The organism is Streptomyces ambofaciens ATCC 23877 (assembly GCF_001267885.1).
GTDB lineage: Bacteria > Actinomycetota > Actinomycetes > Streptomycetales > Streptomycetaceae > Streptomyces > Streptomyces ambofaciens.
Map to the genome: position 1 here is coordinate 3,329,865 of NZ_CP012382.1, position 23,958 is coordinate 3,353,822.

At 71.8% G+C, this 23,958-nt stretch carries 21 protein-coding genes, 1 tRNA gene and 1 riboswitch; of the genes, 3 read left to right on the forward strand and 19 right to left on the reverse strand.

What is annotated here, in order from left to right; all coding sequences use genetic code 11:
* Positions 1–24 precede the first annotated feature (24 nt).
* A complete protein-coding gene (locus SAM23877_RS14765) occupies positions 25–336 on the reverse strand; it encodes a hypothetical protein (RefSeq protein WP_174532218.1) in 312 nt (103 codons plus the stop codon).
* Positions 337–439: 103 nt separating this feature from the next.
* Between SAM23877_RS14765 and SAM23877_RS14770 the strand changes: the two genes are divergently transcribed.
* On the forward strand, positions 440–670 hold the full coding sequence (locus tag SAM23877_RS14770) for a DUF4287 domain-containing protein (protein ID WP_053132243.1): 231 nt from the start codon (positions 440–442) through the stop codon (positions 668–670).
* A gap of 91 nt (positions 671–761) precedes the next feature.
* Here SAM23877_RS14770 and SAM23877_RS14775 read toward each other — a convergent pair whose 3' ends face one another.
* The 3 genes from SAM23877_RS14775 to SAM23877_RS14785 form a co-directional block, all read right to left on the reverse strand.
* Complete coding sequence (locus tag SAM23877_RS14775) at positions 762–1,673, reverse strand: Bax inhibitor-1/YccA family protein (protein WP_053132246.1); 912 nt, start codon at positions 1,671–1,673, stop codon at positions 762–764.
* A gap of 168 nt (positions 1,674–1,841) precedes the next feature.
* Complete coding sequence (locus SAM23877_RS14780) at positions 1,842–3,023, reverse strand: 4-hydroxybenzoate 3-monooxygenase (RefSeq protein WP_053132249.1); 1,182 nt, start codon at positions 3,021–3,023, stop codon at positions 1,842–1,844.
* Between the two features lie 216 nt (positions 3,024–3,239).
* Positions 3,240–3,323 (reverse strand) — tRNA-Leu (locus SAM23877_RS14785).
* Between the two features lie 402 nt (positions 3,324–3,725).
* Between SAM23877_RS14785 and SAM23877_RS14790 the strand changes: the two genes are divergently transcribed.
* The gene (locus SAM23877_RS14790) at positions 3,726–4,523 is read left to right on the forward strand and encodes an ABC transporter ATP-binding protein (protein ID WP_053132261.1); all 798 of its coding nucleotides are present in this window, start codon (positions 3,726–3,728) and stop codon (positions 4,521–4,523) included.
* A gap of 45 nt (positions 4,524–4,568) precedes the next feature.
* Complete coding sequence (locus tag SAM23877_RS14795; RefSeq protein WP_053132274.1) at positions 4,569–7,103, forward strand: ABC transporter permease; 2,535 nt, start codon at positions 4,569–4,571, stop codon at positions 7,101–7,103.
* A 66-nt stretch (positions 7,104–7,169) separates the two neighbouring features.
* Here the strand turns inward: SAM23877_RS14795 and SAM23877_RS14800 are convergent, their stop codons facing one another.
* From SAM23877_RS14800 to SAM23877_RS14870, 15 genes are all read right to left on the reverse strand, one after another.
* The gene (locus tag SAM23877_RS14800) at positions 7,170–8,486 is read right to left on the reverse strand and encodes an SAM-dependent methyltransferase (protein WP_053132286.1); all 1,317 of its coding nucleotides are present in this window, start codon (positions 8,484–8,486) and stop codon (positions 7,170–7,172) included.
* Between the two features lie 212 nt (positions 8,487–8,698).
* Positions 8,699–10,117 (reverse strand): NAD(P)/FAD-dependent oxidoreductase, encoded by a 1,419-nt coding sequence (locus tag SAM23877_RS14805; RefSeq protein WP_079030212.1) that lies wholly within the window; start codon positions 10,115–10,117, stop codon positions 8,699–8,701.
* Positions 10,118–10,535: 418 nt separating this feature from the next.
* Entirely contained in the window at positions 10,536–11,477 is a 942-nt protein-coding gene (locus SAM23877_RS14810; protein WP_053132292.1) for a Ppx/GppA phosphatase family protein, read from the reverse strand.
* Positions 11,474–12,013 (reverse strand): DUF501 domain-containing protein, encoded by a 540-nt coding sequence (locus tag SAM23877_RS14815; RefSeq protein ID WP_053132296.1) that lies wholly within the window; start codon positions 12,011–12,013, stop codon positions 11,474–11,476. Before SAM23877_RS14815 ends, SAM23877_RS14810 begins: the two co-directional genes overlap by 4 nt.
* A 49-nt stretch (positions 12,014–12,062) precedes the next feature.
* Positions 12,063–12,545 (reverse strand): cell division protein DivIC, encoded by a 483-nt coding sequence (divIC, locus tag SAM23877_RS14820; RefSeq protein ID WP_053132300.1) that lies wholly within the window; start codon positions 12,543–12,545, stop codon positions 12,063–12,065.
* Between the two features lie 111 nt (positions 12,546–12,656).
* Positions 12,657–13,937, reverse strand: a complete 1,281-nt coding sequence (gene eno, locus SAM23877_RS14825; RefSeq protein ID WP_079030721.1) for a phosphopyruvate hydratase — start codon at positions 13,935–13,937, stop codon at positions 12,657–12,659.
* 281 nt (positions 13,938–14,218) lie between these two features.
* Positions 14,219–14,947 (reverse strand): LysM peptidoglycan-binding domain-containing protein, encoded by a 729-nt coding sequence (locus SAM23877_RS14830; RefSeq protein WP_053132315.1) that lies wholly within the window; start codon positions 14,945–14,947, stop codon positions 14,219–14,221.
* Between the two features lie 3 nt (positions 14,948–14,950).
* A riboswitch (cyclic di-AMP (ydaO/yuaA leader) is annotated at positions 14,951–15,117 on the reverse strand.
* Positions 15,118–15,299: 182 nt separating this feature from the next.
* Positions 15,300–16,340, reverse strand: coding sequence for a transglycosylase family protein (locus SAM23877_RS14835; protein WP_053132319.1), 1,041 nt, complete (start codon positions 16,338–16,340; stop codon positions 15,300–15,302).
* Between the two features lie 142 nt (positions 16,341–16,482).
* On the reverse strand, positions 16,483–17,799 hold the full coding sequence (locus SAM23877_RS14840; protein WP_053132322.1) for a cytochrome P450 family protein: 1,317 nt from the start codon (positions 17,797–17,799) through the stop codon (positions 16,483–16,485).
* The gene (locus SAM23877_RS14845; protein ID WP_053132325.1) at positions 17,796–18,770 is read right to left on the reverse strand and encodes a nucleoside triphosphate pyrophosphohydrolase; all 975 of its coding nucleotides are present in this window, start codon (positions 18,768–18,770) and stop codon (positions 17,796–17,798) included. Before SAM23877_RS14845 ends, SAM23877_RS14840 begins: the two co-directional genes overlap by 4 nt.
* A gap of 117 nt (positions 18,771–18,887) precedes the next feature.
* The gene (locus SAM23877_RS14850; RefSeq protein ID WP_053132327.1) at positions 18,888–19,535 is read right to left on the reverse strand and encodes a SurA N-terminal domain-containing protein; all 648 of its coding nucleotides are present in this window, start codon (positions 19,533–19,535) and stop codon (positions 18,888–18,890) included.
* Between the two features lie 213 nt (positions 19,536–19,748).
* A complete protein-coding gene (gene pkaE, locus SAM23877_RS14855) occupies positions 19,749–21,239 on the reverse strand; it encodes a serine/threonine protein kinase PkaE (protein ID WP_280518087.1) in 1,491 nt (496 codons plus the stop codon).
* Between the two features lie 38 nt (positions 21,240–21,277).
* The gene (locus SAM23877_RS14860) at positions 21,278–21,922 is read right to left on the reverse strand and encodes a hypothetical protein (RefSeq protein ID WP_053132343.1); all 645 of its coding nucleotides are present in this window, start codon (positions 21,920–21,922) and stop codon (positions 21,278–21,280) included.
* A 302-nt stretch (positions 21,923–22,224) separates the two neighbouring features.
* On the reverse strand, positions 22,225–22,968 hold the full coding sequence (locus tag SAM23877_RS14865; RefSeq protein WP_053132345.1) for a GNAT family N-acetyltransferase: 744 nt from the start codon (positions 22,966–22,968) through the stop codon (positions 22,225–22,227).
* A 95-nt stretch (positions 22,969–23,063) separates the two neighbouring features.
* On the reverse strand, positions 23,064–23,834 hold the full coding sequence (locus SAM23877_RS14870) for an HNH endonuclease family protein (RefSeq protein WP_053132348.1): 771 nt from the start codon (positions 23,832–23,834) through the stop codon (positions 23,064–23,066).
* Positions 23,835–23,958 lie beyond the last annotated feature (124 nt).

Genomic DNA, 23,958 nt, shown 5'->3' on the forward strand with positions numbered 1-23,958 from the left:
CGGATCGCCGCGTCCGGGCGCCGGTCACACCCCGGCCCGCTTCCGCGCCTCCTCCACCAGGCCCACCGCCTCCTCCACCTGGTCCTCGTCGCTGAGCACGAGGGCCAGATCGTGCGCGGCGACGGCGATCTGGTCCGCCGCGGCGAACATCCCCGCGTCCGGCATCTCCCGCGGCTCCGCGTCCGGTTCCTCCGCGAGCTGGGCGCGTCGGGCCAGCTCCCTGGCCAGCTCCAGTGCCTCGGCGGCGGCCCCGCGTTGCAGCCTGCTCTGCGGGGCGGCCCGCAGCCGGTCGGCGAAGTCGTCCACGGCACGGGTCAAAGGCGTCGTATCCACCACGGCGCGAGCGTACGCGCCCCGCCGGGACTGTTGCCAACGGGCGAACGCTCAGGCACGGTGACCTGAAGGACCGGCTTACATCCCCTTTCGCCCGGAGGCGCCGATGTCCCAAGTCTTCTCCGAGGAGACCCACCGCAACATGCTCGCCCGCATCCCCCACTGCACCGGTCGTGAGATCTCCGACTGGCTGCGCGCCGTCGAGGACGGCCCCTCCCTCTTCCGTTTCGAGGAGAAGGTCAGCTGGCTCCGTCACGAACACGACCTCGCGTACGGCCACGCGAAGGCGATCGTCCACGAATACGACCTGAGAAGGGCCGCGCGCAAGCTGCTCTAGGCGTGCGCCGCCCGAAGACGACGAAGGGCCCCGGGCGCAAGCCCGGGGCCCTTCTCACGTCGCGTCCGTGTGCGCGCCGTACCGGCCGTCGCTAGTCGTTGCTGTTCAGGATCGCGATCAGCCGCAGGAACTCCAGGTACAGCCAGACCAGCGTCAGCGTGAGGCCGAAGGCGGCGAGCCAGGCCTCCTCGCGCGGGGCGCCGTAGGCCAGGCCGTCCTCGACCTGCTTGAAGTCCATGGCCAGGAAGCAGGCGCCGAGGATGATGCCGACGATGCCGAAGACCACACCGAGCGCGCCGCTGCGGAAGCCGAGGCCGTCACCGCCGCCGAAGACGGCGAACAGCAGGTTCACCATCATCAGGAAGACGAAGCCGAGCGCGGCCGCCATCACGAAACCGTAGAAGCGGCGGTTGACGCGGATCCAGCCGGCCTTGTACGCGATCAGCACACCGGCGAAGACCGCCATCGTGCCGATCACGGCCTGCATGGCCGCGCCGTCGGCGATGCGGTTGTCGACGACGCTGGAGACGACGCCGAGGAAGACACCCTCGAACGCCGCGTACGACAGGATCAGCGCGGGCGAGGCCTTGCGCTTGAAGGACTGGACGAGCGCCAGGACCATGCCGATCAGCGCGGCACCGATACCGATGCCGTAGGACCGGCCGATGTTGGCGTCGTCCACGGGCAGCAGCGCCCACGCGAGCGCTGCCGTCACCACGAGTACGCCGAGCGTGCTCGCCGTGCGGATGACGACGTCGTCCATCGTCATCCGGCCGGTGGTGGCCGGTGCCTGCGGCGGCGCGCCGTGCTGCAGGTCCTGCTGGGCGTAAGGGTTCTGCGCGTAGGGGTTGCCGGCGGGCTGGGCGTACGGACCGCCCTGCGCGTACGGGTTGCCCTGGGTGGCGACGGCGGGGCCCCCGGCCTGCGGCGCGGCGTTGAAGCCCGCGTAGCCGTTGTCGCGGCTGAACCCCCGTCGCGAGAAGACCGGGTTTCTGCTCCTCATTTCACTCCTCCATGGCCACACTGCGCAGCCTTGGCTCAAGAGTAATGGAACGGCAAAGGAATGACCCTACTGCTTGGGGAGGATCTTTCCCTGCACCTGCGGGACAACACGCTACGCGGATCGGTGATTCCCCTCACGGGCGGGGCCGCGCACACGGCGGTGCGCCGCTCACCCGATCGGGAAACCGGTGTAGGCCTCGGCGAGGTCGGTCCCGGCCGCGCGGGAGCCGGCGATCCGGTCCAGGCGGGCCACCTGGAGGCGGTCGTCGAAGGGCGTGGCGTCGGGGGCGCGGTGCAGGAGGGTCGTCATGTCGTAGGAGAAGCGCTCGGCCTGCCAGACGCGGCGCAGGCAGGTCGCGGAGTAGGCGTCGAGCAGTTCCTCGGAGCCGGTCCCGGCGCGGTGGACCAGTGCCCGCGCGAAGGTGACGACGTCGCCGACGGCGAGGTTCAGGCCCTTGGCCCCGGTGGGCGGCACGATGTGCGCGGCGTCGCCGGCCAGGAAGAGGCGGCCGTGCCGCATGGGCTCGTGGACGTAGGAGCGCATCGGCGTGACCGACTTCTGGGTGATGGGGCCGCGCCGCAGCGTCCAGTCGTCGTCCGTCTCGAAGCGGCGTTCCAGCTCGCTCCAGATCTCCTCGTCGCTCCAGCTCCCGGCGTCCGTGCCCTCGGGCACCTGGAGGTACAGGCGCGAGACGGACGGGGAGCGCATGGACAGCAGGGCGAAACCGCGGTCGTGGCGGGCGTAGACCAGCTCGTCGTGGGAGGGCGGCACGTCGGCCAGGACGCCGAGCCAGCCGAAGGGGTACGTCCGCTCGAAGGTCCGGCCCACCGCGGACGGGACGGCCGCCCGGGCCACGCCCCAGAAGCCGTCGCAGCCGACGACCCAGTCGCACTCCAGGACGTCCTCGGCGCCGGTCGCGCCGTGCCGGAAGCGGACGCGCGGGTGCTCCGTCTCCGCGCCCTCCACGGCCAGCGCCTCGGTTTCGAACAGCAGCGGGCCGCCCTCCTCGAACTGGAGGGCGATGAGGTCCTTGCAGACCTCGGTCTGGGCGTAGACCATGACCGACTTCCCGCCGGTCAGCGCGGGGAAGTCGACGCGGTGGCGCCGCCTGTCGTAGCGCAGCTCGATGCCGTCGTGACGCAGCCCCTCCCGGTCCATCCGCTCCGCCGCCCCGGCCGCCCGCAGGACGTCCACGGTGGCCTGCTCCAGGATTCCGGCGCGCTGCCGCCGTTCGACGTAGGCGCGGTCGCGGCTCTCCAGGACGACCGAGTCGATACCGGCGTTGTGGAGCAGCCGGGCGAGGAGGAGCCCGGCGGGTCCGGCCCCGATGATGCCGACGGTGGTGCGCATCGGTCGTTCCCTTCGATTGGCGTCGTTGCCGAGTCGTCCGGGACCGTTCGCGCAGGGGTCGCGCCCGGCTCCGGTGTTCGCCAGGTGAAAATTAGTTCACCATTTGCTGGTGGTGAGTCTCCGGCCGGGCGGCACCGCTGTCAACGGTCTGCGGGGAAGTCGCGGCGCACGGGAAGGCCGCGCGCGGGAAGGGAGCCGAGAAGGGCGAAGGGAGAGTGCCCGGAGCCGGACTTGAACCGGCACGCCCGCGAAGGGGCAGCGAGGTTTAAGCTCGCCGTGTCTGCATTCCACCATCCGGGCAGGCCATGGGCTCCGCGTCGAGCGTCTTGAGCCTATCGGGGCACACCCCTCGAACATGGGTCGGGCGGACCGATGTTGTCTTATTTTATTGGCGCCTGAGGGCGCATCAGTTCCCGGGCCGGGCCGTCCTCACTTGCCAACAGCCTCGCGTGCGACGCCGGGCGACGCACGCGGAATGACGGAATTTCACCGTCTCGACAAGGGCGCCCGCCCCGTTCCGGTGCCGCCCGCGCCGGAACGGCGACTCGGGGTCGGCCGTCATCCTCAGGTAGTACGCGAGCCCGGCCCGTCCGACCGAAGTCCCCCCTCGGAACCGGGACAGCGGCTGACTACACGGCGCCCGGTGGCCGGAAGGATGGACAGCGTCCCCGAGCACGCCGTACCGACAGGAGCGCCCTTCCCGTGACCACCGCACCCTCCCCCAGCCTCCGGCCGGGGGGACCCCCAGCCGACCGGTCCACCACCGTGGCCGCACGCGCCACGGAGCTCTCCAAGATCTACGGCCAGGGCGAGACCCAGGTGGTCGCCCTGGACCGGGTCTCCGTCGACTTCCGGGGGGCCGAGTTCACCGCGATCATGGGCCCCTCCGGCTCCGGCAAGTCCACGCTGATGCACTGCGTCGCCGGGCTGGACACCTTCTCGTCCGGCTCGGTGCGCATCGGCGAGACCGAACTGGGCTCGCTGAAGGACAAGCAGCTGACCAAGTTGCGCCGGGACAAGATCGGTTTCATCTTCCAGGCGTTCAACCTGCTGCCGACGCTCACCGCGCTGGAGAACATCACCCTTCCCATGGACATCGCGGGCCGCAAGCCGGACAAGCAGTGGCTGGACTCCGTGATCGGGATGGTCGGCCTGGCCGACCGGCTCGGCCACCGCCCCTCCCAGCTCTCCGGCGGCCAGCAGCAGCGCGTGGCCGTGGCCCGCGCGCTGGCCTCCCGTCCGGAGATCATCTTCGGTGACGAGCCGACCGGGAACCTCGACTCCCGCTCGGGCGCCGAGGTGCTGGGCTTCCTGCGCAACTCGGTGCGGGAGCTGGGGCAGACGGTCGTGATGGTGACCCACGACCCGGTGGCCGCGGCGTACGCGGACCGGGTGGTCTTCCTCGCGGACGGACGCATCGTGGACGAGGTGTACGGGCCGACGGCCGACTCGGTGCTGGACCGCATGAAGCAGTTCGACGCCAAGGGCCGCACCAGCTGACGTCCCGCCCACCTTCCGCCCCGTACGTCTGGACGAAGTAGACCCATGTTCCGTACCGCCCTGCGCAACGTCTTCGCGCACAAGGCCAGGCTGTTGATGACCGTGCTCGCCGTGATGCTGGGCGTTGCGTTCGTGTCGGGCACCCTGGTCTTCGCCGACACCCTTTCCCACGCCTTCCGCAACCAGTCGGCGAAGAGCTACGACGACGTCGCCGTCGCCGTCAGCTCGCACGCCGACCCCGACAACCCCAAGGAGGAGCCCGGCCTCTCCGGCGAGGTCCTCGACCGGATCTCCGCCGTGGACGGCGTCGCCGGGGTGTACGGCCGCGTCGAGGGCTTCGCCGGCGTCGCCGACCCCGACGGAAAGCTCATCGGCGTCGGCTGGTCCAACAAGGGCGCCAACTTCGCGCCCGGCAAGGACGGCAAGGACACCGCGTACACGTTCACCGACGGCTCCGGCCCGGTGAGGGACGACCAGATCGCCCTGGACGAGGAGTCCGCCGGCAAGGGCGAGTACGAGGTCGGCGACCGGGTGCGCGTCGCGACCAACGGCCCGGTGAAGGAGTACACCCTCAGCGGCGTGTTCACCACCGAGGACGGCGCCGTCAACGCCGGCGGCAGCCTCGTCCTCTTCGACACCTCCGTCGCCCAGAAGCAGTACCTGAAGCCGGGCTACTTCGAGAGCGTCACCGTCACCGCCGCTCCCGGCGCGCACGCCTCGGAGATCCTCCGCTCGGTCGAGCCGCTGCTGCCGGACACCGCCGAGGCCCAAACCGGCCAGGCGCTCGCGGACGAGCAGGCCGAGCAGATCGAACAGGGCCTGGGCAACCTCAAGCAGATCCTGCTCGGCTTCGCGGGCATCGCGCTCTTCGTCGGCATCTTCCTGATCTCCAACACGTTCACGATGCTGGTCGCCCAGCGCACCAAGGAGATCGCCCTGATGCGCGCCGTCGGCGCGTCCCGCAGGCAGATCACCCGCTCGGTGCTCGCCGAGGCCGCGCTGGTGGGCCTGGTGGCCTCGGCCGTCGGCTTCGCCCTCGGCGTCGCACTGGCCGTCGGGCTGCGCTCCGGCATGGCCGCGTTCGAGATGAAGATGCCGGCCGGCCCCCTGGTCCTGTCCGCCACGCCGGTGGTCGCGGCGTTCGCCGTGGGCGTGCTGATCACGGTGTTCGCCGCCTGGCTGCCGGGCCGCCGGGCCGCGAAGATCCCACCGGTGGCGGCCATGAACAGCGTCCACGCGGTGGCCACCACCAAGTCACTGGTGCTGCGCAACTCCATCGGCGCGGTGGTCACCGCCCTCGGTGCGGTGGGGATCGTGGCGGGTGCCTCGACCGGGGGCGACGACGGCCGGATGTACATCGGGGCGGGCGCGTTCTTCGCACTGATCGGCGTGATCATCCTGATCCCGCTGCTGTCCCGGCCCGTGATCGCGCTCGTCCGACCGCTGCTCGTCGGCCCGTTCGGGGTGGCAGGCAAGCTGGCCGGCCAGAACGCGGTCCGCAACCCGCGCCGCACCGGCGCCACCGCCTCGGCGCTGGCGATCGGGCTGACGCTGGTGACCGCCCTGTCGGTGCTCGGCATCACGGTCGGCGCGGCCATCGACAAGATGACCACGGACAACATCAAGGCCGACTACATGGTCTCGATGGCCAACGGAGGCGACCTCGACCGGGCCGCGCTGACGGCGCTGGAGAAGGCCGGGGGCGTGTCCGCGGTCTCGCCGCAGCAGGACGCCTACTTCCGGGTGGACGGCGAGGACTACGTGTCCGCCTCGGCGGTCACCCCGGGCGACATCGAGAAGGTTTTGACGGTCGACGTCGTCAGCGGCAGCGCGGGCTCGCTCGCCGAGGGCCGGATCGCGGTCGCCGAGAAGACGGCCGAGAGCAGGGGCTGGAAGACCGGCGACACCGTCGCCGTCACCTTCGACGACGACGAGAAGGCCACCCTGACGGTCGGCGCCGTCTACAAGGACAGCGAGTTCCTCTCCCCCGTCCTCGTCGACCGCGAGGTCGTGGACCGGCACGAGACGAAGCCGTCCATCCGGCAGATCTTCGTGAAGGTCGACGGCGGCCAGTCCGCGGCCAACGAGCAGGTCCTCATCGACGCGCTCGGCGACAACCCGGCGATCACCGTGATGGACCGGCAGGACATCCGCGACGAGTTCGGCGGCGCCATCAACACCATGCTGAACATCATGTACGGCCTGCTGGCCATGGCCCTGATCATCGCGGTGCTGGGCGTCGTCAACACCCTCGCGATGTCCGTCTTCGAACGGCAGCAGGAGATCGGCATGCTGCGCGCGATCGGTCTGGACCGGCGCCGGGTGAAGCGGATGGTCCGGCTGGAGGCCGTCGTCATCTCGATGTTCGGCGCCGTGGTCGGCATCGGTCTCGGCACGTTCCTCGGCTGGGCGATCGGCGAGACCGTCGCGGACCAGATCCCGGGATACGCGCTGGTCCTGCCCTGGGACCGGATCGGGATCTTCCTGGTGCTGGCCGGCCTGGTGGGCGTCCTGGCCGCGATGTGGCCGGCCCGCAACGCCGCCCGGCTGAACATGCTGAACGCGATCAAGGCCGAGTGACCTCGCCGCACCGCGGCACACCGAGGGCCGGGCTCCCCGCGCGGGGGCCCGGCCCTCGTGTCTCGGTCAGCCGCGGCCGGGCGCACTCCACACGCGGGCGCGCAGCGGCAGTCCGGAGTCGCCCGAGTCCGGGGTCCGCACGGCGAGGACCTGGTTGACGCCGATGCGGTTGTGCTCGAAGGCGAGCGCGGAGGCGGCCATGTACAGGCGCCAGACCCGTGCGCGGCCCGGGCTGACGAGCCGCGTCGCCGCGTCCCATCCGGCCTCCAGGTTGGCCACCCAGCGGCGCAGGGTGAGGGCGTAGTGCTCGCGGATCGCCTCCACGTCGCGCACCTCGAACCCGGCACGCTCCAGTTGGGTGACGGTGGTGCCGACGGGGGCCAGCTCACCGTCGGGGAAGACGTAGGCGTCGATGAACTCGTCCACGCTGTAGGCGGACTCGTCCCGCTCGGGGCGCCGCGCGATCTGGTGGTTGAGCAGCCGCCCTCCGGGCTTGAGGAGCCGGAACAGGTCACCGGCGTACTCCAGGTAGCGCGCGGCGCCGACGTGCTCGGCCATGCCGATGGAGGAGATGGCGTCGTACGGTCCGTCCGCGACGTCCCGGTAGTCCTGGACGCGGATCTCCACCCGGTCGGTGAGTCCCTCGTCCGCGACGCGCTTGCGGGCGTAGGCGGCCTGCTCCTGGGAGAGCGTGACGCCGACGACGCTCACACCGTGCTCGCGGGCGGCGTGGATCGCCATGGAGCCCCAGCCGCAGCCGACGTCCAGGAGGCGCTGACCGGGGCTCAGGCCCAGCTTGCGGCTGACCAGTTCCAGCTTGTCGCGCTGGGCGTCCTCCAGGGTGCCGCCCGCGCTTTCCGGGGTCTGCCAGTAGGCGCAGGAGTACACCATGGAGGGACCGAGGACGAGTTCGTAGAAGTCGTTGCCGACGTCGTAGTGGTGGCTGATGGCCCGCCTGTCGGTGCGCTTGGTGTGCAGGTGGCCGCGGGGGCGGCGGACCTCCTCCGGGGGCGGGGCGGGCGGCAGCGGCGGCCCGGCGAGCCGCACCAGTCCGCGTACGGCGGCCCGGAACTCGGGGTCGCGCAGCGCCTCGGCGAGGCCGCGGGCGTCCTCGCCGCGTTCCCAGACGAGGCCGGCCATCACGTCGAGGGCGGCGAAGAGGTCGCCCTCGACGTCGAGGTCGCCGGCCACCCAGGCGCGGGCCAGGCCCAGTTCGCCCGGCTTGAACAGCAGGCGGCGCAGGGCGCGGCGATGGCGGACGACGAGGGTCGGCGCGCCCGGCGGTCCCGCCTCAGAACCGTCCCAGGCGCGGATGCGCACCGGGAGGGGTGCTCCCAGCAACTGTTCGAAGAGGCTCTGCAGCCGCAGCGCGGCACCAGCCATGGCGTACCTCCGTGACGGGCTATCCCGGAATGTCCAACACCACGTAAACACCTGGGAGCCCGCCGCACAGTCCCCGGCGCGCGTCACGATCGAGCAAAATACTTGTACACACCATGGATTCCGTCGCCCGGTCGGCGCAGCGCGAAGGGGCCGCCCGCACCACGGATGGCGGACGGCCCCTTCGGGGTACTACGAGTGCGCTGGAGGAGAGGTCAGGAGGCCTTGGCCTTCTCCTCGGACTTCTGCGGCCGCGCGACCGGATCGCTCGTGGCGGAGGCCTTCGGCGCGGCGGCCGGGGCCGGCTTGGCGGCCTCGTAGAACTCCTCGCGCGGGGTCTCCATCGCGCCGAGGGAGACGACCTCGCGCTTGAGGAACATGCCGAGGGTCCAGTCCGCGAAGACGCGGATCTTCCGGTTGAAGGTCGGCATCGCGAGACCGTGGTAGCCGCGGTGCATGTACCAGGCGAGACGTCCCTTGAGCTTGATCTTCATCTTGCCCATGACGATCATCGCGACGCCCTTGTGGAGGCCGAGGCCCGCCACCGCGCCCTTGTTGGCGTGGCTGTAGTCCTTCTGCGGGAAGCCCCGCATGCCGGAGATCACGTTGTCGCCGAGGACCTTGGCCTGGCGCAGCGCGTGCTGGGCGTTCGGCGGGCACCAGGCGTTCTCGTTGCCCGCCTTGCGGCCGACGAGGTCCGGCACCTGGGCGTTGTCGCCCGCGGCCCAGATGTAGTCGGTGCCCTTGACCTGGAGGGTCGGCTCGCAGTCGACGTGACCGCGGGGACCCAGCGGCAGGCCGAAGCGGGACAGGGCCGGGTTCGGCTTGACGCCGGCCGTCCACACGATGGTGCTGGAGTCGACCTCCAGGCCGTTCTTCAGCACGACGTGGCCGTCGACGCAGGAGTCCATGGAGGTGGACAGGTAGACCTCGACGCCGCGGCCCTCGAGGTGCTCCTTGCCGTACTGGCCGAGCTTGGGGCCGACCTCGGGGAGGATCTTGTCGGCGGCGTCCACGAGGATGAAGCGCATGTCCTCGCGGGAGACGTTCTTGTAGTACTTGGCCGCGTCGCGGGCCATGTCCTCGACCTCACCGATGGTCTCCGCGCCGGCGAAACCGCCGCCGATGAAGACGAAGGTGAGCGCCTTGCGGCGGATCTCCTCGTCGGTGGTGGAGTCGGCCTTGTCGAGCTGCTCCAGGACGTGGTTGCGCAGCCCGATGGACTCCTCGATGCCCTTCATGCCGATGCCCTGCTCGGCGAGGCCGGGGATCGGGAAGGTGCGGGAGACCGCGCCCATGGCGATGACCAGGTAGTCGAACGGCAGCTCGTACGCCTCGCCCACCAGGGGGGCGATCGTGGCGACCTTGCGGTCCTGGTCGATGGTGGTGACCCGGCCGGTGAGGACCTCCGCCTTGGGAAGCACGCGCCTGAGGGGGACGACGACGTGCCGCGGGGAGATGTTGCCGGCGGCGGCTTCGGGGAGGAAGGGCTGGTAGGTCATGTACGACCGCGGGTCGACGACGGTGACGGTCGCCTCGCCGTAACGCATCTTCTTCTGGATGCGTCGAGCTGCGTACAGGCCTACGTACCCACCGCCTACTACGAGGATCCTGGGACGCTCCGTGGTGCTCATGCCATCGAGTATCCACCCGTCTCAGGGGGGTCGTTCGTGCGCCCCTTCACAAGCTCCTGTGAAGGCTGTGCTACCATCCGCCGCCCACGTGACGGAGATCATGGCGCGGGAAGGAACCAGCGTGTAGGGCGCCCCGTTGTCAATGCCGCGTGAGCTGCCCATCCGCACCTCCGGGGAGGGTGGACCACCCTCCGTCGGCCCCCCGGCGGAACCCCTCGCGCACACGGTCCTGAACACGTTCAAAGGGCTGTTGAGCCCCCAAAAGGGTCAACCGACGCGCTTTCGCCGTCCGACCGGGCCCAATTCCTTGTGAAGAACTTCACGAAGTTTCCCGACAGGACGTCACCGAGGGGCCCGCGAGGCCCCCCGGTGCCCGCTCAATCGTCGTCCGTCCTGCTCAGAGAGCGAGCGCGGACACCTACGCCACCGACCACGCGATGCCGTCGAGGATGTCGTGCTCGCTCACGACGACCTCCCGCGCACCCGTGCGCTCCATGATCGCCAGGAGGACGAGCGCCCCCGCGCCGATCACGTCGACGCGGCCCGGATGCATGGACGGGACCGCCGCGCGCTCGGCGTGGGTGGAGCGCAGCAGCCAGTCGGTGATCTCCCTGACCCGGTCGTGGGAGATCCGGGAGTGGTGGATGGCGGCCGAGTCGTACTCGGGCAGCTCCTGCGCGATCGCGGACACCGTCGTCACCGAACCGGCCAGCCCCACCAGCGTGCGCGCCTCGCGCAGCGGCACCGTCTCCCCGGCGAGGTCCAGGGCGGCCTCGATGTCCGCCCGCATCGCCGCGACCTGTTCCTCGGTGGGCGGGTCGGTCACCGCGCCGTCGCGCAGCAGGTGCCGCTCGGTCATCCGGACGCAGCCGACGTCCACGGAACGGGCGGCGCGCACCCGGTCGTCGCCGACGACGAACTCGGTCGAGCCACCGCCGATGTCCACGACCAGGTAGGGCTTGTCGAGGTGGTCGCGGCCGGCCAGCTCCCTGGTGGCACCGGTGAAGGAGAACTCCGCCTCCTGGTCCCCGGAGATGACCTCCGGCTCCACACCGAGGATGTCCAGCACCCCGCGCACGAAGTCGTCCCGGTTCTCCGCGTCCCGGGAGGCGGAGGTCGCCACGAAACGCAGCCGCTCGGCGCCGTGCTCCTTGATCACTTCGGCGTACTCACGGCACGCGGCGAAGGTCCGCTCCAGCGCCTCGGGCGCCAGCCGTCCGGTGCGGTCGACGCCCTGGCCGAGCCGCACGATGGTCATGCGGCGGTCCAGGTCGGTCAGCTCACCGGTCGCGGGGTCGGCGTCGGCCACCAGGAGCCGGATGGAGTTCGTACCGCAGTCGATGGCGGCGACACGGGTCACTTGCCGTCCTCCCCACAGGTCCCGGCGACCGTCACGCACGGCCCCTTGCGCCACCACTCGGGCAGCATCGCGATCGCCTCGTCGCCCAGCGGGTTGACGCCCGGACCGGCCGCGAGCGAGTGACCGACCAGCACGTGCAGGCACTTGACCCGGTCGGGCATGCCACCCGCGCTCGGGAAGCCGGTCAGCTCCTCGATCTCGTCGCGCCGCCGGATGTAGTCCTCGTGCGCGGCGCGGTACGCGGCGGCCAGCTCGGGGTCGGTGGCGAGGCGCTCGGTCATCTCCTTCATCACGCCGTTCGCCTCCAGCGTGCCGATCGCGGAGGCCGCCCTCGGGCACGTCAGGTAGTACAGCGTGGGGAAAGGAGTGCCGTCGGGCAGCCGCGGCGCCGTCTCCACGACGTCCGGCTGACCGCAGGGGCAGCGGTGCGCGATGGCGCGCAGGCCGCGCGGAGGACGCCCGAGCTGCTGCTTGAAGGCCTCCACGTCCGCGTCGGTGGGCTCGGTGCGCGGGGTGGTCGGCGGGGGAGTCTGCATGACTGTCTTCTGCTGGTCTTCCTGTTGAGTCACTGCCGGCGCGGTCGGTTCACGGCCGGCGGGCGGCGGCGTCGGCCTTGTCGACCCCGTCCCAGACGTTGCGGTACCAGGGGCGGTCGGCGGCGCCGGCCTCGGCGCGGGCCTGCTTGGCGGCGTCCGGGTCGACGACGACGAACCCCGTCTCCCCCGGCATCACGTAGTGCAGCCGCAGCCGGACCTGCTGCTCGGCGTAGGCGTCGTCCTGCCAGCGCGCCTTGAGGTCGCGCAGCTCCTCGACCCGGCCGCGGGTCTCCCGCTGCTCCCGCTGGAGATCGGCGATCTCCGCCCGCTGGGCGACGTACTGCCGTATCGGGTAGGCGAGCGCCACGACGAGCGAGCAGAGCACCATCGCGAGCAGCGCGGCCCGGCCGGTCAGCCGGGAGCGGCGCGCCTGGCGCTTGGTCTGCGAACGGTAGACCCGGGCCGCGGTCTGCTCCCCGATGATCCGGATCCTGGTCGCGGTGGAGAAACGGTCCCGGTCCTTCACCGCCATGTCCCCGCCTCCCCTTCACCCTCGTGCGTCGCCCTACGTGCGTACGTCCCCGCACACGGTACGGGACCGAGTACGGGGACGTACGTACGACGCCGCCTCTTGCGGGGCGGGTCAGCCCTTGAAGCGCGGGAACGCGCTGCGGCCGGCGTACACCGCGGCGTCGTCGAGGATCTCCTCGATGCGCAGCAGCTGGTTGTACTTGGCGACGCGCTCGGAGCGGGCCGGGGCGCCGGTCTTGATCTGGCCGCAGTTGGTGGCGACGGCCAGGTCGGCGATGGTGACGTCCTCGGTCTCACCGGAGCGGTGGGACATCATGCACTTGAAGCCGTTGCGCTGGGCCAGCTCGACGGCGTCCAGGGTCTCGGTCAGCGAACCGATCTGGTTGACCTTGACGAGCAGGGCGTTGGCCGAGTTCTCCTCGATGCCGCGGGCCAGGCGCTCCGGGTTGGTGACGAACAGGTCGTCGCCGACGAGCTGCACCTTGTCGCCGAGCTTGGCGGTGATGGTGTTCCAGCCGTCCCAGTCGTCCTCGAACAGCGGGTCCTCGATGGAGACCAGCGGGTACGCCTCGACCAGCTCGGCGTAGTACTCGGTCATCTCGGCGGCGGTGCGGTTCTTGCCCTCGAAGGCGTAGGAGCCGTCCTTGTAGAACTCGGACGCGGCGACGTCGAGCGCCAGGGCGATCTGCTCGCCGGGGGTGTAGCCGGCCTCCTTGATCGCCTCGAGGATCAGGTCGAGGGCCTCGCGGTTGGAGCCGAGGTTCGGGGCGAAGCCGCCCTCGTCGCCGAGGCCGGTGGCCAGGCCCTTGTTCTTCAGGACCTTCTTCAGCGTGTGGTAGACCTCGGCGCCCCAGCGCAGGGCCTCGGAGAAGGACTCCGCGCCGATCGGGGCGATCATGAACTCCTGGATGTCCACGTTGGAGTCGGCGTGCGAGCCGCCGTTCAGGATGTTCATCATCGGCACCGGCAGCAGGTGCGCGTTGGGGCCGCCCAGGTAGCGGAAGAGCGGCAGGTCGCTGGCCTCGGAGGCGGCGTGCGCGACGGCGAGCGAGACACCGAGGATGGCGTTGGCGCCCAGCGAGCCCTTGTTGTCGGTCGCGTCCAGGTCGAACATGGCCTGGTCGATCAGACGCTGCTCGGTGGCGTCGTAGCCGACCAGCTCCGGGCCGATCTGCTCGATGACGGCCAGGACGGCCTTCTCGACGCCCTTGCCCAGGTAACGGCCCGGGTCGCCGTCACGGAGTTCGATGGCCTCGAAGGCGCCGGTGGAGGCGCCGGAGGGAACGGCGGCACGACCCGTGCTGCCGTCGTCGAGGCCGACCTCGACCTCGACCGTGGGGTTGCCTCGGGAGTCCAGGATTTCCCGGGCTACGACGACGTCGATGGACGGCACGAGCATCTCCTTCTTCAATGTGACGCTTCGGTGTGACGCGCGGGTCCACAGGACCGCAGCGGCTCTGCGGGACCGAGCCTAACCGGCTCCGGGCGATCGGCCAGCCGATCGCCCACCCGCTGGACAGAACCGAGAGTAAATTGTTTCCGAACGGAACAAAGACGTTTCCGGAAACACCCGCGGTTCCGGGGAGGAAGCGCGGGCGGGCCCGGGGCGTGAAAAACCCGTCCCGGCGCGTACGGGGGAACACGCGCCGGGACGGGAGCAGGCGGGGCCGCCGCTTACTTCAGGTGCAGCTGCTGGCCCGGGTAGATCAGGTCGGCCTCGTCGACGATGTCGTCGTTGAGCTTGAACAGCTTGGCCCAGCCGCCCTTGACGTCGTGCTCCTGGGCGATCGAGCTGAGGGTGTCACCCTTGACGACCTTGTACTCGCCGTCGCCCTTCTCGACCTTCTCGCCGGTCGGGGTGGTGACGGTCTTCTTCTCGGCCGGCTTCTCGGCGGCCGGGCGCTCCTCGGAGCGGGAGGCCTTCTGCTCGGCGGAGCGGTCGGCGGTGGAGCCGCTGCTCTGGCTCTGCGAGCCCTCGGAGCTGGCGGAGCCGCTGTCCTGGCTCTCGCCGGAGCCGCCACCGGTGTACGCGGCACCCGAAAGGCCGGTGCCGCAGACCGGCCAGGCACCCTTGCCCTGGCCCGCGAGCACCTTCTCGGCGATCTCGATCTGCTGCGCCTTGCTCGCCTGGTCGGCGGTCGAGGCGTACTGCGTACCGCCGTAGCCGGCCCAGGTGGAGGCGGAGAACTGCAGACCGCCGTAGTAGCCGTTGCCCGTGTTGATGGACCAGTTGCCGCCGGACTCGCACTGGGCGACGGCGTCCCACTCGGAGGCGGTGGCGGCGGAGGCGTTGCCGGCCGCCATCAGCGGGGCGGCGACGGCGGCACCGGTGACACCGGCGACGGCGATGACACGGGTGGCCTTGGACGGGCGACGGTGCTTGCCCTTGCCGGAAAACAGCATGGTTGATCCCCTCACCGACGCCTGCGAGGTGAGCTGTCGGGTTCGGGCCGGTTGAGTTGCCCGGCCGGGTTCCTCACGGAACTCGGCTCCACCCCTAGCCGCTCCGGCTCAACTGCCCGGTGCGGCACTTACCTTGGGTCCCCCGCTCCTGCCTTCGGCGCTTGACGCGACGACTGTTCCCGGACGGCCGCTGGCAGGATTCGGCGTTGCGGCAGCCGGGGCCCGCGATGGCGAGCGGTCACGACCGTAGACACGCGCTCCGCGGATTTTCAAAGACGATCACGGCTTCTGAGACCTATATCTCACGTGATCCAAAACGGACATACGTCCCGAACCATGACGCGAACTGCCCCTACTTTTCGCCTGATTCGCCCACGACCGTGAGCGTCTGACCGGGCAGGATGTGGTCCGGGTCGGTGCCGACGACCTCCTTGTTGCCGACGTACAGCGAGCGCCACCCGCCGTCGACCTCAAGGGAGTCGGCGATGCCCCAGAGGCTGTCGCCGGAACGGACGGTGTACGAGCCGTCCACGAGCCCTCGCGCCTCGTCCTCACCGCGCGAGGCGTGCCGCCCCGACGCGTCGGACCCGCGGCCCTCCGCCACCCCTTCCTCGGCCCGGTCGCCGCGGTGCTTGCCCACACCGGATCCCGCGGTGTCGGTGAGGGACGAAGAGCCCTCACTCTGCCCCGCCTTGTCCGTTTCGTCGCCCTTGGTGGTGGCCGTGGACGGCCTGTCGGACTCCTGCGGGTCGACGGTCGCCGATGGGCCGTTTCCGGCCGTCGTGTCGGACTTGGCCGATTCGTCCGCGTCGGCCGACGGGGAGTCAGGCGTCGCCGAGCGCGTGGCCGAAGGCGACCCCCCGGAGGTCCGCCCCGACGCCTCGGCCGAACCGGAGGATCCGGCCGACCCGGTGCCGGAGCTCCCGGGCGTCTCGGACGCGGTCGGCGCCCCCGAGCCGTCCGGCGCCTGCGACGAGCCCTCACCCGCCGACCCCGTGCCGCCGGCCGACGTGCCCGAGTCGTTGCCCAGACCCGCGAGCAGAGCACAGGTCGGCCAGGCGGTGATGCCCTGGTCCGCGTGGAGCCTCTCGGCGATTCTTATCTGCTGCGAGCGACTGGCCTGATCGGCGCTGGGCGCGTAGTCCAGGCCGCCGTACTGCTCCCAGACGTCCTGCGACAGCTGCAGACCGCCGTAGTAGCCGTTGCCGCTGTTCTGGCTCCAGGCGCCACCGGTCTCGCACTCGGCGACCCGGTCCCAGTTCGCCCCGTCGGCCGCGTGCGCGCCGGTGGCGCCGAGCAGCGGGATCGCGATGGCGGAGCCCGTCACTCCGGCGGCGACGACCAGGGCGGGAGCCTGGCGGGGGCGGCGGTGACGACCGTTCCCGGAGAGCATGCGACGACCTTTCACGAGACAGCGGGGATCGCGCGGCCGTGAGACTCGGGGCCACGTTGATCCGTGAACGTATAGGCAGATGATCGCTTGTCACAAGTTCATGCCGCGCAGATCACGTGAAGATCACAAAGTTGAGCGCGTGTCACTTTTGCGGAGACGTCGAAACGTCTCCGGCCATCGGTGCGACCGGTGTGAACGACACGGGCAGGGTGCGCAGTCCTCGCATGATGAGCCCGCCGCGCCAGCGCAGTTGTGCCGGGTCCGCGGCGAGGCTCAGGTCCGGCAGGCGGGTGAGGAGCGTGGCGAGCGCCGTCTGCCCCTCCAGCCGGGCGAGCGGGGCGCCCAGGCAGTAGTGGATGCCGTGGCCGTACCCGAGGTGCTGGCTGTCACTGCGGGAGAGGTCCAGGGTGTCGGGGTCCGTGAACCGCTCCGGGTCCCGGTCGGCGGCGGCGAGGACGACCAGGACGGGATCGCCCGCCGCGATGTCCTGCCCGCCGAGGGTGAGCGGCCGGGTGGCGAAGCGCCAGGTGGCAAGCTCCACCGGACCGTCGTAGCGCAGGAGTTCCTCCACCCCGGTCTCCAGCAGGGCGCGCTCGCCGTCGGCCAGGGACGACTGCAGACGGGCCCGCTGCTCCGGGTGCGTGAGCAGGGCGTACGTGCCGTTGCCCACCAGGTTCACGGTGGTCTCGAAACCCGCGAAGAGCAGGATGAAGGCCATGGCCGCGGCCTCGTTCTCGGTGAGGTGCTCACCGTGGTCGGAGGCGCGGATGAGGCCGGAGATGAGGTCCTCCCCGGGGCCGGGCTCGGGTGTCAGCGCGGCGCGCTTGCGGTGGATGAGGTCGGCGAGGTAACCCCGCATCTTCTTCACCGACCGCGCGACCCCGCCCCGTGGCCCCCCGCCGTGGCGGATCATCATGCCCGCCCAGTCCCGGAAGTCGTCCTGGTCCTCGCGGGGTACGCCGAGCAGGTCGCAGATGGCGTAGATGGGGAGCGGGAAGGCGAACTCGTGGATGAGGTCGGCGCTGCCGGTGGCGGCGAACCGGTCGATGAGTCCGTCGGCGAGCTCCTGCACCCGTGGCGCGAACTCGGCCACGCGGCGCGGGGTGAAGGCCTTGCTGACCAGTCGGCGCAGCCGGGTGTGGTCCGGCGGGTCGATGTTCAGCAGGTGGGTCATCAGTTCGGCCTTGCGCTCCCCCGGGATGCCGGTCTTGCCCCTGGCGTGCGCGGGCTCGGCGTGGTGGGCCGGGTTCTTGGACAGCCGCGGGTCGGCGAGGGCCTGCCTGGCGTCGGCGTACCGGGTGACCAGCCAGGCCTCCACACCGCTGGGCAGCCGCGTCCGGTGCACGGGGGCGTGCTCGCGCAGCCACGCGTACGCGGGGTAGGGGTCGCTCGCGAACTCCCAGGTGAACAGCTCGGGGACGGGACCCCCGGCGCCGGGGCGGGGCGGATGGCCGGTCACCCCTCGACCTCCCTGATCGCGTCCCGGTAGGCGCGGGCCGCCGCTCTCAGGGCCGCCTCCGGGTCCGTGCCCTCGGCCTCGGCGCGTGCGGCGAGGGACAGGAGTTCGTAGCCGATCCCCTCGCCGGAGGGGAGCGGGACGGTGAGGCCCGCCGTACGGACCCGGGAGGCGAGCTTGGCGGCGAGGGCGAGGCCGGGCTGGCCGAGCGGGACGCCCTCGGTGACCGAGGTGCGCTGCTTCTCGGCGGCCTTGGTGCGCAGCCAGTGCTCCCTGACCTCCTCGGGGGTGGTCGCCGTCTCGTCGCCGAAGACGTGCGGGTGGCGGTGGATCAGTTTGGTGACGATGGTGCCGGCCACGTCGTCGACGGAGAACGGTGCGTCGGGGTCCTCCTCGGCGATGCGGGCGTGGAAGACGACCTGGAGGAGTACGTCGCCCAGCTCCTCGCGGAGTTCGTCGCGGTCGCCGTCCTCGATCGCCTCGACGAGCTCGTACGCCTCCTCGATGGCGTACTTGGCCAGCCCCTCGTGGGTGCGCCGGGACGACCAGGGGCATTCGACGCGGATGCGGTCCATGACCTGGACGAGGTCGAGGAGGCGGGCGCCCGGGAGGTCGTAGGAGGCGGGGAGCAGCTCAAGGTCCGGCATCCGCAGACGGCCGGAGCCGGCGAGGCGGGCCAGTCCGTCGGTGAGCGCGGGCTCGCCCTCGCCGGTCGCCACGACCACCACCGTGCGGCCGCCGGCGCAGGCCGCGACCAGTTCCTCGGCGGTCGGGGCCCCCTCGTCGACCCGTAGGCCCGCCTCGCGCAGGTACGGCAGCTGCGGGTGCGCCGCGTCGGCGCACAGCACGCGGTCGGCGGCGCGCAGGGCCTGCCAGGCGGGCCAGGACAGCAGACCGGGGGCCACACGGTGGCTCGTGGTGAGCAGGACGATGCGGCCGGGGTCGGGGGTGGCGTCGGAGCTGTGTGCGTTCACGATCAGAAACGTAACGCACGCGGCGGACGGCACCCCGAGTCGTCCACAGGGGCCGTCCGCCGTCCACAGGGCGGTTCCCGGGGCCCGTCCGCCGGCGGGCGGGCCCTCGCGGGAGCGTTACGCCGTCTGCTGGGTGCGCTGCGCCGTGATTTCCCGCAGCCACGGCGTCTTCGTGTCGACGCGGCTGCTCTTCTGGACGTCCCAGTCGCCGTAGCGGGGATTGAGGTCGACGTCCAGCTCGGCCGAGGCCTTGGACAGGGCCTGCCAGAACTCGGGACGGCTGGTGTCGGTGCCGAGGCTCTCGGCGAGCTTCTGGGCCTCCAGCTGGAGGCGGAGGTTCTCGTCGAGGCGCTCCGGGGGGACGCCGTACTGCTGCAGCCAGACCGTCTCCAGCTCCTTGGCGCCGCCGGCCTGCTCCTCCAGTCCGCCGCGCATCTCCTGCACCTCCCTGCGGCTGACGGTCACCCCCGCCTCCTGGGCGGCGCGGTGCAGGACCCGGTCGAGGACCATGCTGTGCAGGGTGTCGCGGGTGAGGGTGCCGGTGCGGGCGAGGACCTGCTGGTACTGGGTGTCGTCCGGGACGGCGGCCCGCTGTGCCTCGCGCACCTCGTCGACGCGGTTCTCCAGCTGGGCGACGGTGATCCGCTGGTCGCCGACGACGGCCGCCGATCCCGGATGCGCGTCGTTGCCGCAGGCGGTGAGCAGGGGCGCCGCGGCGGCGATCGCGGCGGTGAGCAGGAGCGCGGTGCGACGGCGGCGGTGCAAGGAAGCCTCCCGTTGGAGAGTGCAATAGACAGGTGCGGCGCCCGGCGCCGCCACCAGGGGTGGTGGTCGGGCGACGGGCGGGCGCACAGAGTCTCGCGATGATCGATGGTAGGCAGTGGCCCGGCTCTGGCCAACCCATTCGACCAACGATTCACCGGGACTTCGGGCACCGCCGCGCCGTCCGCGCGGTCGTCCGGGCCGAGGGCGCGGTCGTCAGCCGCGTACCTGGCCGAGCCACTGGAGGGTGCGCCGGACCTCGGCCGCCACCGGATGGCCGGGGCCGTGGCGGCGCTCCACGTCGTGCAGGAGCCGGGCCAGGGTCTCGTGGGCGGCGGCGCGGTCGCCGACGGCGAGCAGCAGGTGGCCGATGCGGCGGCGGACGTCGTGGGCGAGGTCGGGGTCGCCCGCGACGTACTGGTTCTCGTAGTACGGCAGCAGGGCGCGGTACTCGGCGAGGGCGGCGGCGGGTTCGCCGAGCTGCTCCAGGCACTGGGCGGCGTCGTAGCGGTGGCGCAGGGACTGCGGGTCGGCCTGGCCCGCCTCGGCGGCGCGCTCGTCGGCGAGGCGGCGCAGCTCGGGCAGGGCGCGCCGGTACTGGCCGTCGTCCATGAGGGTGGCCGCGTACTGCCTGCGGAGGGTGCGGACGACCGGGGAGCGTTCGCCGTGCTGTTCGGCGGCGGCGGGCAGGATCGCGCCGAGGACGTCGACGGCCTGGGTGATGCGGCCCTCGCCGAGCAGGCGCTTGACGTCGTCGACGGCTCGGGCGACGTCCGGCTTCTCGGCCTCGGCCACGGGCGGGACGGGGGCAGGCTGCGGCGCGGGGGTCAGGGCCCGGTCCGGCCAGGGGGCGTGCGGGCGCACGAAGGGGCGGGTGGGGTCGAGGGGGCCGCCGGTGGGCACGCCACGCGCGGGCAGCAGCAGCGCCAGGTGCTCGTAGACCTCCTGGGCGGAGGCGGGGCGGTGTTGCGGGTCCTTGGCGAGCAGGCGCAGGACCAGGGCTTCGAGCGCCTCGGGGACCTCGGGGCGGATGTGGCGTACGGGCTGCGGCGGCTCGTACAGGTGCCGGTGGAGCACGCCGAGGGCCGTGGAGCCGGAGAACGGGACGTCTCCGCTGAGCAGTTCGTGCAGGAGTACGCCGAGTGCGTAGAGGTCGGTGTAGGGGCCGACGGCGCCGCCCATCGCCTGCTCGGGCGCCATGTAGGCGGGCGAGCCTATGGGGGTGCCGGTGTGGGTGAGACGGGTGGTGTCGGCGTCCATCACGGAGGCGACGCCGAGGTCGAGGACGGTGACGGTGCCGTCCTGCTTCACCATCACGTTGCGGGGCTTGAGGTCGCGGTGGACGATCGGCACGGCGTGCACGGCGCTCAGTACGGCGCACAGCTGCGCGGCCACGGCGACCGCCCACTGCCACGGGTAGGGGTCGCGCTCGGCGAGGTGGTCGGAGAGGTCGGCGCCGTCGACGTACTGCATGACGAGGAAGAGCTCCTCGCCCTCGCTGCCCGCGTCGTGCACGGTGACGAGGCCGGGGTGGTCGACCTGGGCGGTCACCCGGCACTCGCGGACGAACCGGCGGCGCAGTTCGTCGGCCTCCTGGCCGGCCACCTTGTCGGGGCGCAGCAGCTTCACCGCCACGCGCCGGTCCAGCCGCCGGTCGTAGGCCGTCCAGACCTGTCCCATGCCGCCTTGTCCGATGAGCGCGGACAGTTCGTACCGGTCGGCGACGACGCGTCCCGCCGTCACGGTCACCTGGCGTCCCCGGGGCCGCCGTTGCCGCCATGCCCGCCGCTGCCGCCGCTGTCGTGCTTGCGGAGGTAGTCGCTGAGCTCGTCGAGTTCGGCGCGGACCTGATCGATGCGGGCGGGCTGGGGGGTGCGCGGGGGTGCGGGGGGCGGGGTGGGCGTCTGCTGGGGCTGCGGGGCCTGGTACGGGAGCGGGGCCTGCTGCGGGGACGGGTGCGGGGGCGCGGCGGTGTAGGGGTACGCGGGCTGCGGGTGTCCGTATCCGGTGACCGGGGGTCCGGGTGGCGGGTAGCCGGTGTGGAGGGGCGCCTGGTGGTGCCGGATGTCCGCGTACAGGAAGTAGCCGGCGCAGACACAGGCGTTGAGCAGCAGGATGATCATGCCCGCGGTGCCGTTCGGCGTGCTGAAGTCGTCCGTGTCGTCGGTGGCGAGGAAGCCGAAGCCGACCACCAGGACGGCGGCCGTTGCCGCGAAGACCCACCAGTCGCGCGGTCTGCGGGACACGATGGCCGCGTAGAGGGTCGATATCCAGGCGAGGAACCCGAGGCTCAGCAGGGGGAGCGCCACGAAGAAGACACGCAGCAGGACCAGCACCGCGGTGTGGGGGCGGCGCGGCGGCGGTGGCGGCACAAAGCCCTGGCCGTGCATGACTTCTCCTGAAGACCTGATGAGGCGGACACACCGGAAGGACCCGTGTGGGGTCGAGCGTATAGGCCGACACGGACCAGCGGTCCCGGGTTGTACCGAACCGTTGTCGTGCTGGTCACTTCCCGTGTCCGGCCCGCCCGCCGGGCCGTCGGACGCGCCGTCGGACGGGCCGTCGGACGGGAGCCGGGGCGGTCGTCGAGGGCGCGTCCGGGCCGGGGCCCGGCGGCGTCACGACGCGTCCGGCGCGTCGAGCGGCTGAGCCGTACGGCGGCCCGCCGCGACCCGCTCCCGCCGGGTACGGGTCACAGGGGATGCCGCATCCAGACGTTCGGCTCGACGTACACCGCGTACCCGCGCTCCGGTTCACAGCGCACCGGCACCAGGGCGCCGGGGACCTCCACGTCCCCGGCGGTGTCGAAGGGCAGTCCCGTCCAGCTCCGCCACTGCTCCAGCGAACCGGAGACGGTCATGGAGGCCGGGGCCACGGAGTCGAGGGTGGCGCCGGCCCGGGCGTGGACGCGCAGCCAGGGGTCGTGGGGCAGGCCGTCGGGACGCAGGCGGCGGGCGTACTCCTCGATGGGGGCGTGCGGTTCGAGGTGCTTGGCGCTGGGGCGGACGGGCGCGACGACCTCGCGGAAGCCGCGGGCGCGGGCGTTGTCCCGCAGGGCGGCGAGCATCCGGCCGGACAGACCGAGCCCTTGCGCGTGCGGGGCGACGGTGACGGAGATGGCGCTGACGGTGTCGGTGGGGTCGCCGCGGCGCAGGTCGCCGAAGGCCCAGACGAGCACCTCGCCCCAGCCCCGGGCGGGCAGGGTGCCGCGCCCTTCGCGGTGCAGCGCGAACGGCACGCTGTGGCCGTGGGCGACGACCTCGCCGTGCTCGTCCTCGGCGAACTGCACGTACTCGGGCAGCTCGACGGCGATGCGCGGGTAGTGGGCGTTGCCCGAGAGGTCCTCCACGGCGAAGGCGGGCCAGCTGTCGGGCATTTCGCGGACCCGGTCCAGCATCTCCGGGCGCTCGGCGAGGCTCGATATCTTCAGCTCCATGCGGTCACCGTAGACAGGACGGCGGACGGCCCGGTAACGGATTTCGGGACGGCCGACGCCCGGAATCGTCGCTCACCGGCCCACCCGGTCCCGTGTCAGCCGCCGCACTGCCGCAGCATCGCCTGCCGGTCCGGTGCGGTCACCGGGAGTGCGTACTTGGCGGCGACCTGGGCGAAGCGGACCGCGTACGCGCACCGGACCGACTTGTTCGGCGGCAGCCAGGACGCCGGACCGGAGTCCCGCTTGGCGGAGTTGGCGCGGCCCTCGACGGGGAGGAGGTTGAGCGGGTCGTTGGCCAGTTGTTCGCGCTTGCTCTCCGCCCACCGCGAGGAACCCATCTGCCAGCTGTAGGACAGGGGCACGACGTGGTCGATCTGGACCTCGCTCGCCTCCTGCTTGCGCCACTCGATGGTGGTGCGGGTGTACGGGTCGTCCAGCGTCATGGCGACGACCACGCAGTCGGAGCCGGAGCGGAAGCGCAGGTCCTCGCCGTCGCGCCGCAGAAGGTCGTTGCGGGTGTCGCAGCCGTTCCTGGCCAGGGGCACCCCGTCCGCCGAGTCCATCCACGCGTAGCCGAACTCGTCACGGTCGTACCCCGTCCTGGGACCGCGCCCCTTGGTCCGCAGGCCGTCGATGAGGTCCCGGGCCGCCGCCTCCTGGGCGTCGCCCGTGACCGGGGCGAGGCCGGGGCCGGTTCCGTCCGGGTTGCGCAGGGGGCTGACGGCCTGCCCCGCGGCCGGTGCCTCGGCACCGCCGCCGGGTGGCGAGGACCCCTCACCGTCGAGGCCCTCGCAACCGGTGACCAGGGTCAGGGCGAGGACCGCGGCCGCGGCCCGTCCGGTACGGATCCTGCTGTGCCGCGTCATGCGTGCCCTCCCCTTGCCGTGCGCCGTACCACCGTAGCGAGGGAGAGGTCCAGACCATAGGGGGCCTTAGCGGTCCATAGTGGGCATATGAGACATATCTGCCGTACGGTCGACTGTGAGTCAC

What these genes read in the sequence shown, in the direction of transcription:
- SAM23877_RS14770 (WP_053132243.1), top strand. Translation starts at nt 440, where the DNA reads ATGTCCCAAGTCTTCTCCGAGGAGACCCACCGCAACATGCTCGCCCGC.
- SAM23877_RS14775 (WP_053132246.1), bottom strand. Translation starts at nt 1,673, where the DNA reads ATGAGGAGCAGAAACCCGGTCTTCTCGCGACGGGGGTTCAGCCGCGAC.
- SAM23877_RS14780 (WP_053132249.1), bottom strand. Translation starts at nt 3,023, where the DNA reads ATGCGCACCACCGTCGGCATCATCGGGGCCGGACCCGCCGGGCTCCTC.
- SAM23877_RS14795 (WP_053132274.1), top strand. Translation starts at nt 4,569, where the DNA reads ATGTTCCGTACCGCCCTGCGCAACGTCTTCGCGCACAAGGCCAGGCTG.
- SAM23877_RS14800 (WP_053132286.1), bottom strand. Translation starts at nt 8,486, where the DNA reads ATGGCTGGTGCCGCGCTGCGGCTGCAGAGCCTCTTCGAACAGTTGCTG.
- SAM23877_RS14805 (WP_079030212.1), bottom strand. Translation starts at nt 10,117, where the DNA reads ATGAGCACCACGGAGCGTCCCAGGATCCTCGTAGTAGGCGGTGGGTAC.
- SAM23877_RS14815 (WP_053132296.1), bottom strand. Translation starts at nt 12,013, where the DNA reads ATGCAGACTCCCCCGCCGACCACCCCGCGCACCGAGCCCACCGACGCG.
- divIC (WP_053132300.1), bottom strand. Translation starts at nt 12,545, where the DNA reads ATGGCGGTGAAGGACCGGGACCGTTTCTCCACCGCGACCAGGATCCGG.
- SAM23877_RS14830 (WP_053132315.1), bottom strand. Translation starts at nt 14,947, where the DNA reads ATGCTGTTTTCCGGCAAGGGCAAGCACCGTCGCCCGTCCAAGGCCACC.
- SAM23877_RS14835 (WP_053132319.1), bottom strand. Translation starts at nt 16,340, where the DNA reads ATGCTCTCCGGGAACGGTCGTCACCGCCGCCCCCGCCAGGCTCCCGCC.
- SAM23877_RS14860 (WP_053132343.1), bottom strand. Translation starts at nt 21,922, where the DNA reads ATGCACGGCCAGGGCTTTGTGCCGCCACCGCCGCCGCGCCGCCCCCAC.
- SAM23877_RS14865 (WP_053132345.1), bottom strand. Translation starts at nt 22,968, where the DNA reads ATGGAGCTGAAGATATCGAGCCTCGCCGAGCGCCCGGAGATGCTGGAC.
- SAM23877_RS14870 (WP_053132348.1), bottom strand. Translation starts at nt 23,834, where the DNA reads ATGACGCGGCACAGCAGGATCCGTACCGGACGGGCCGCGGCCGCGGTC.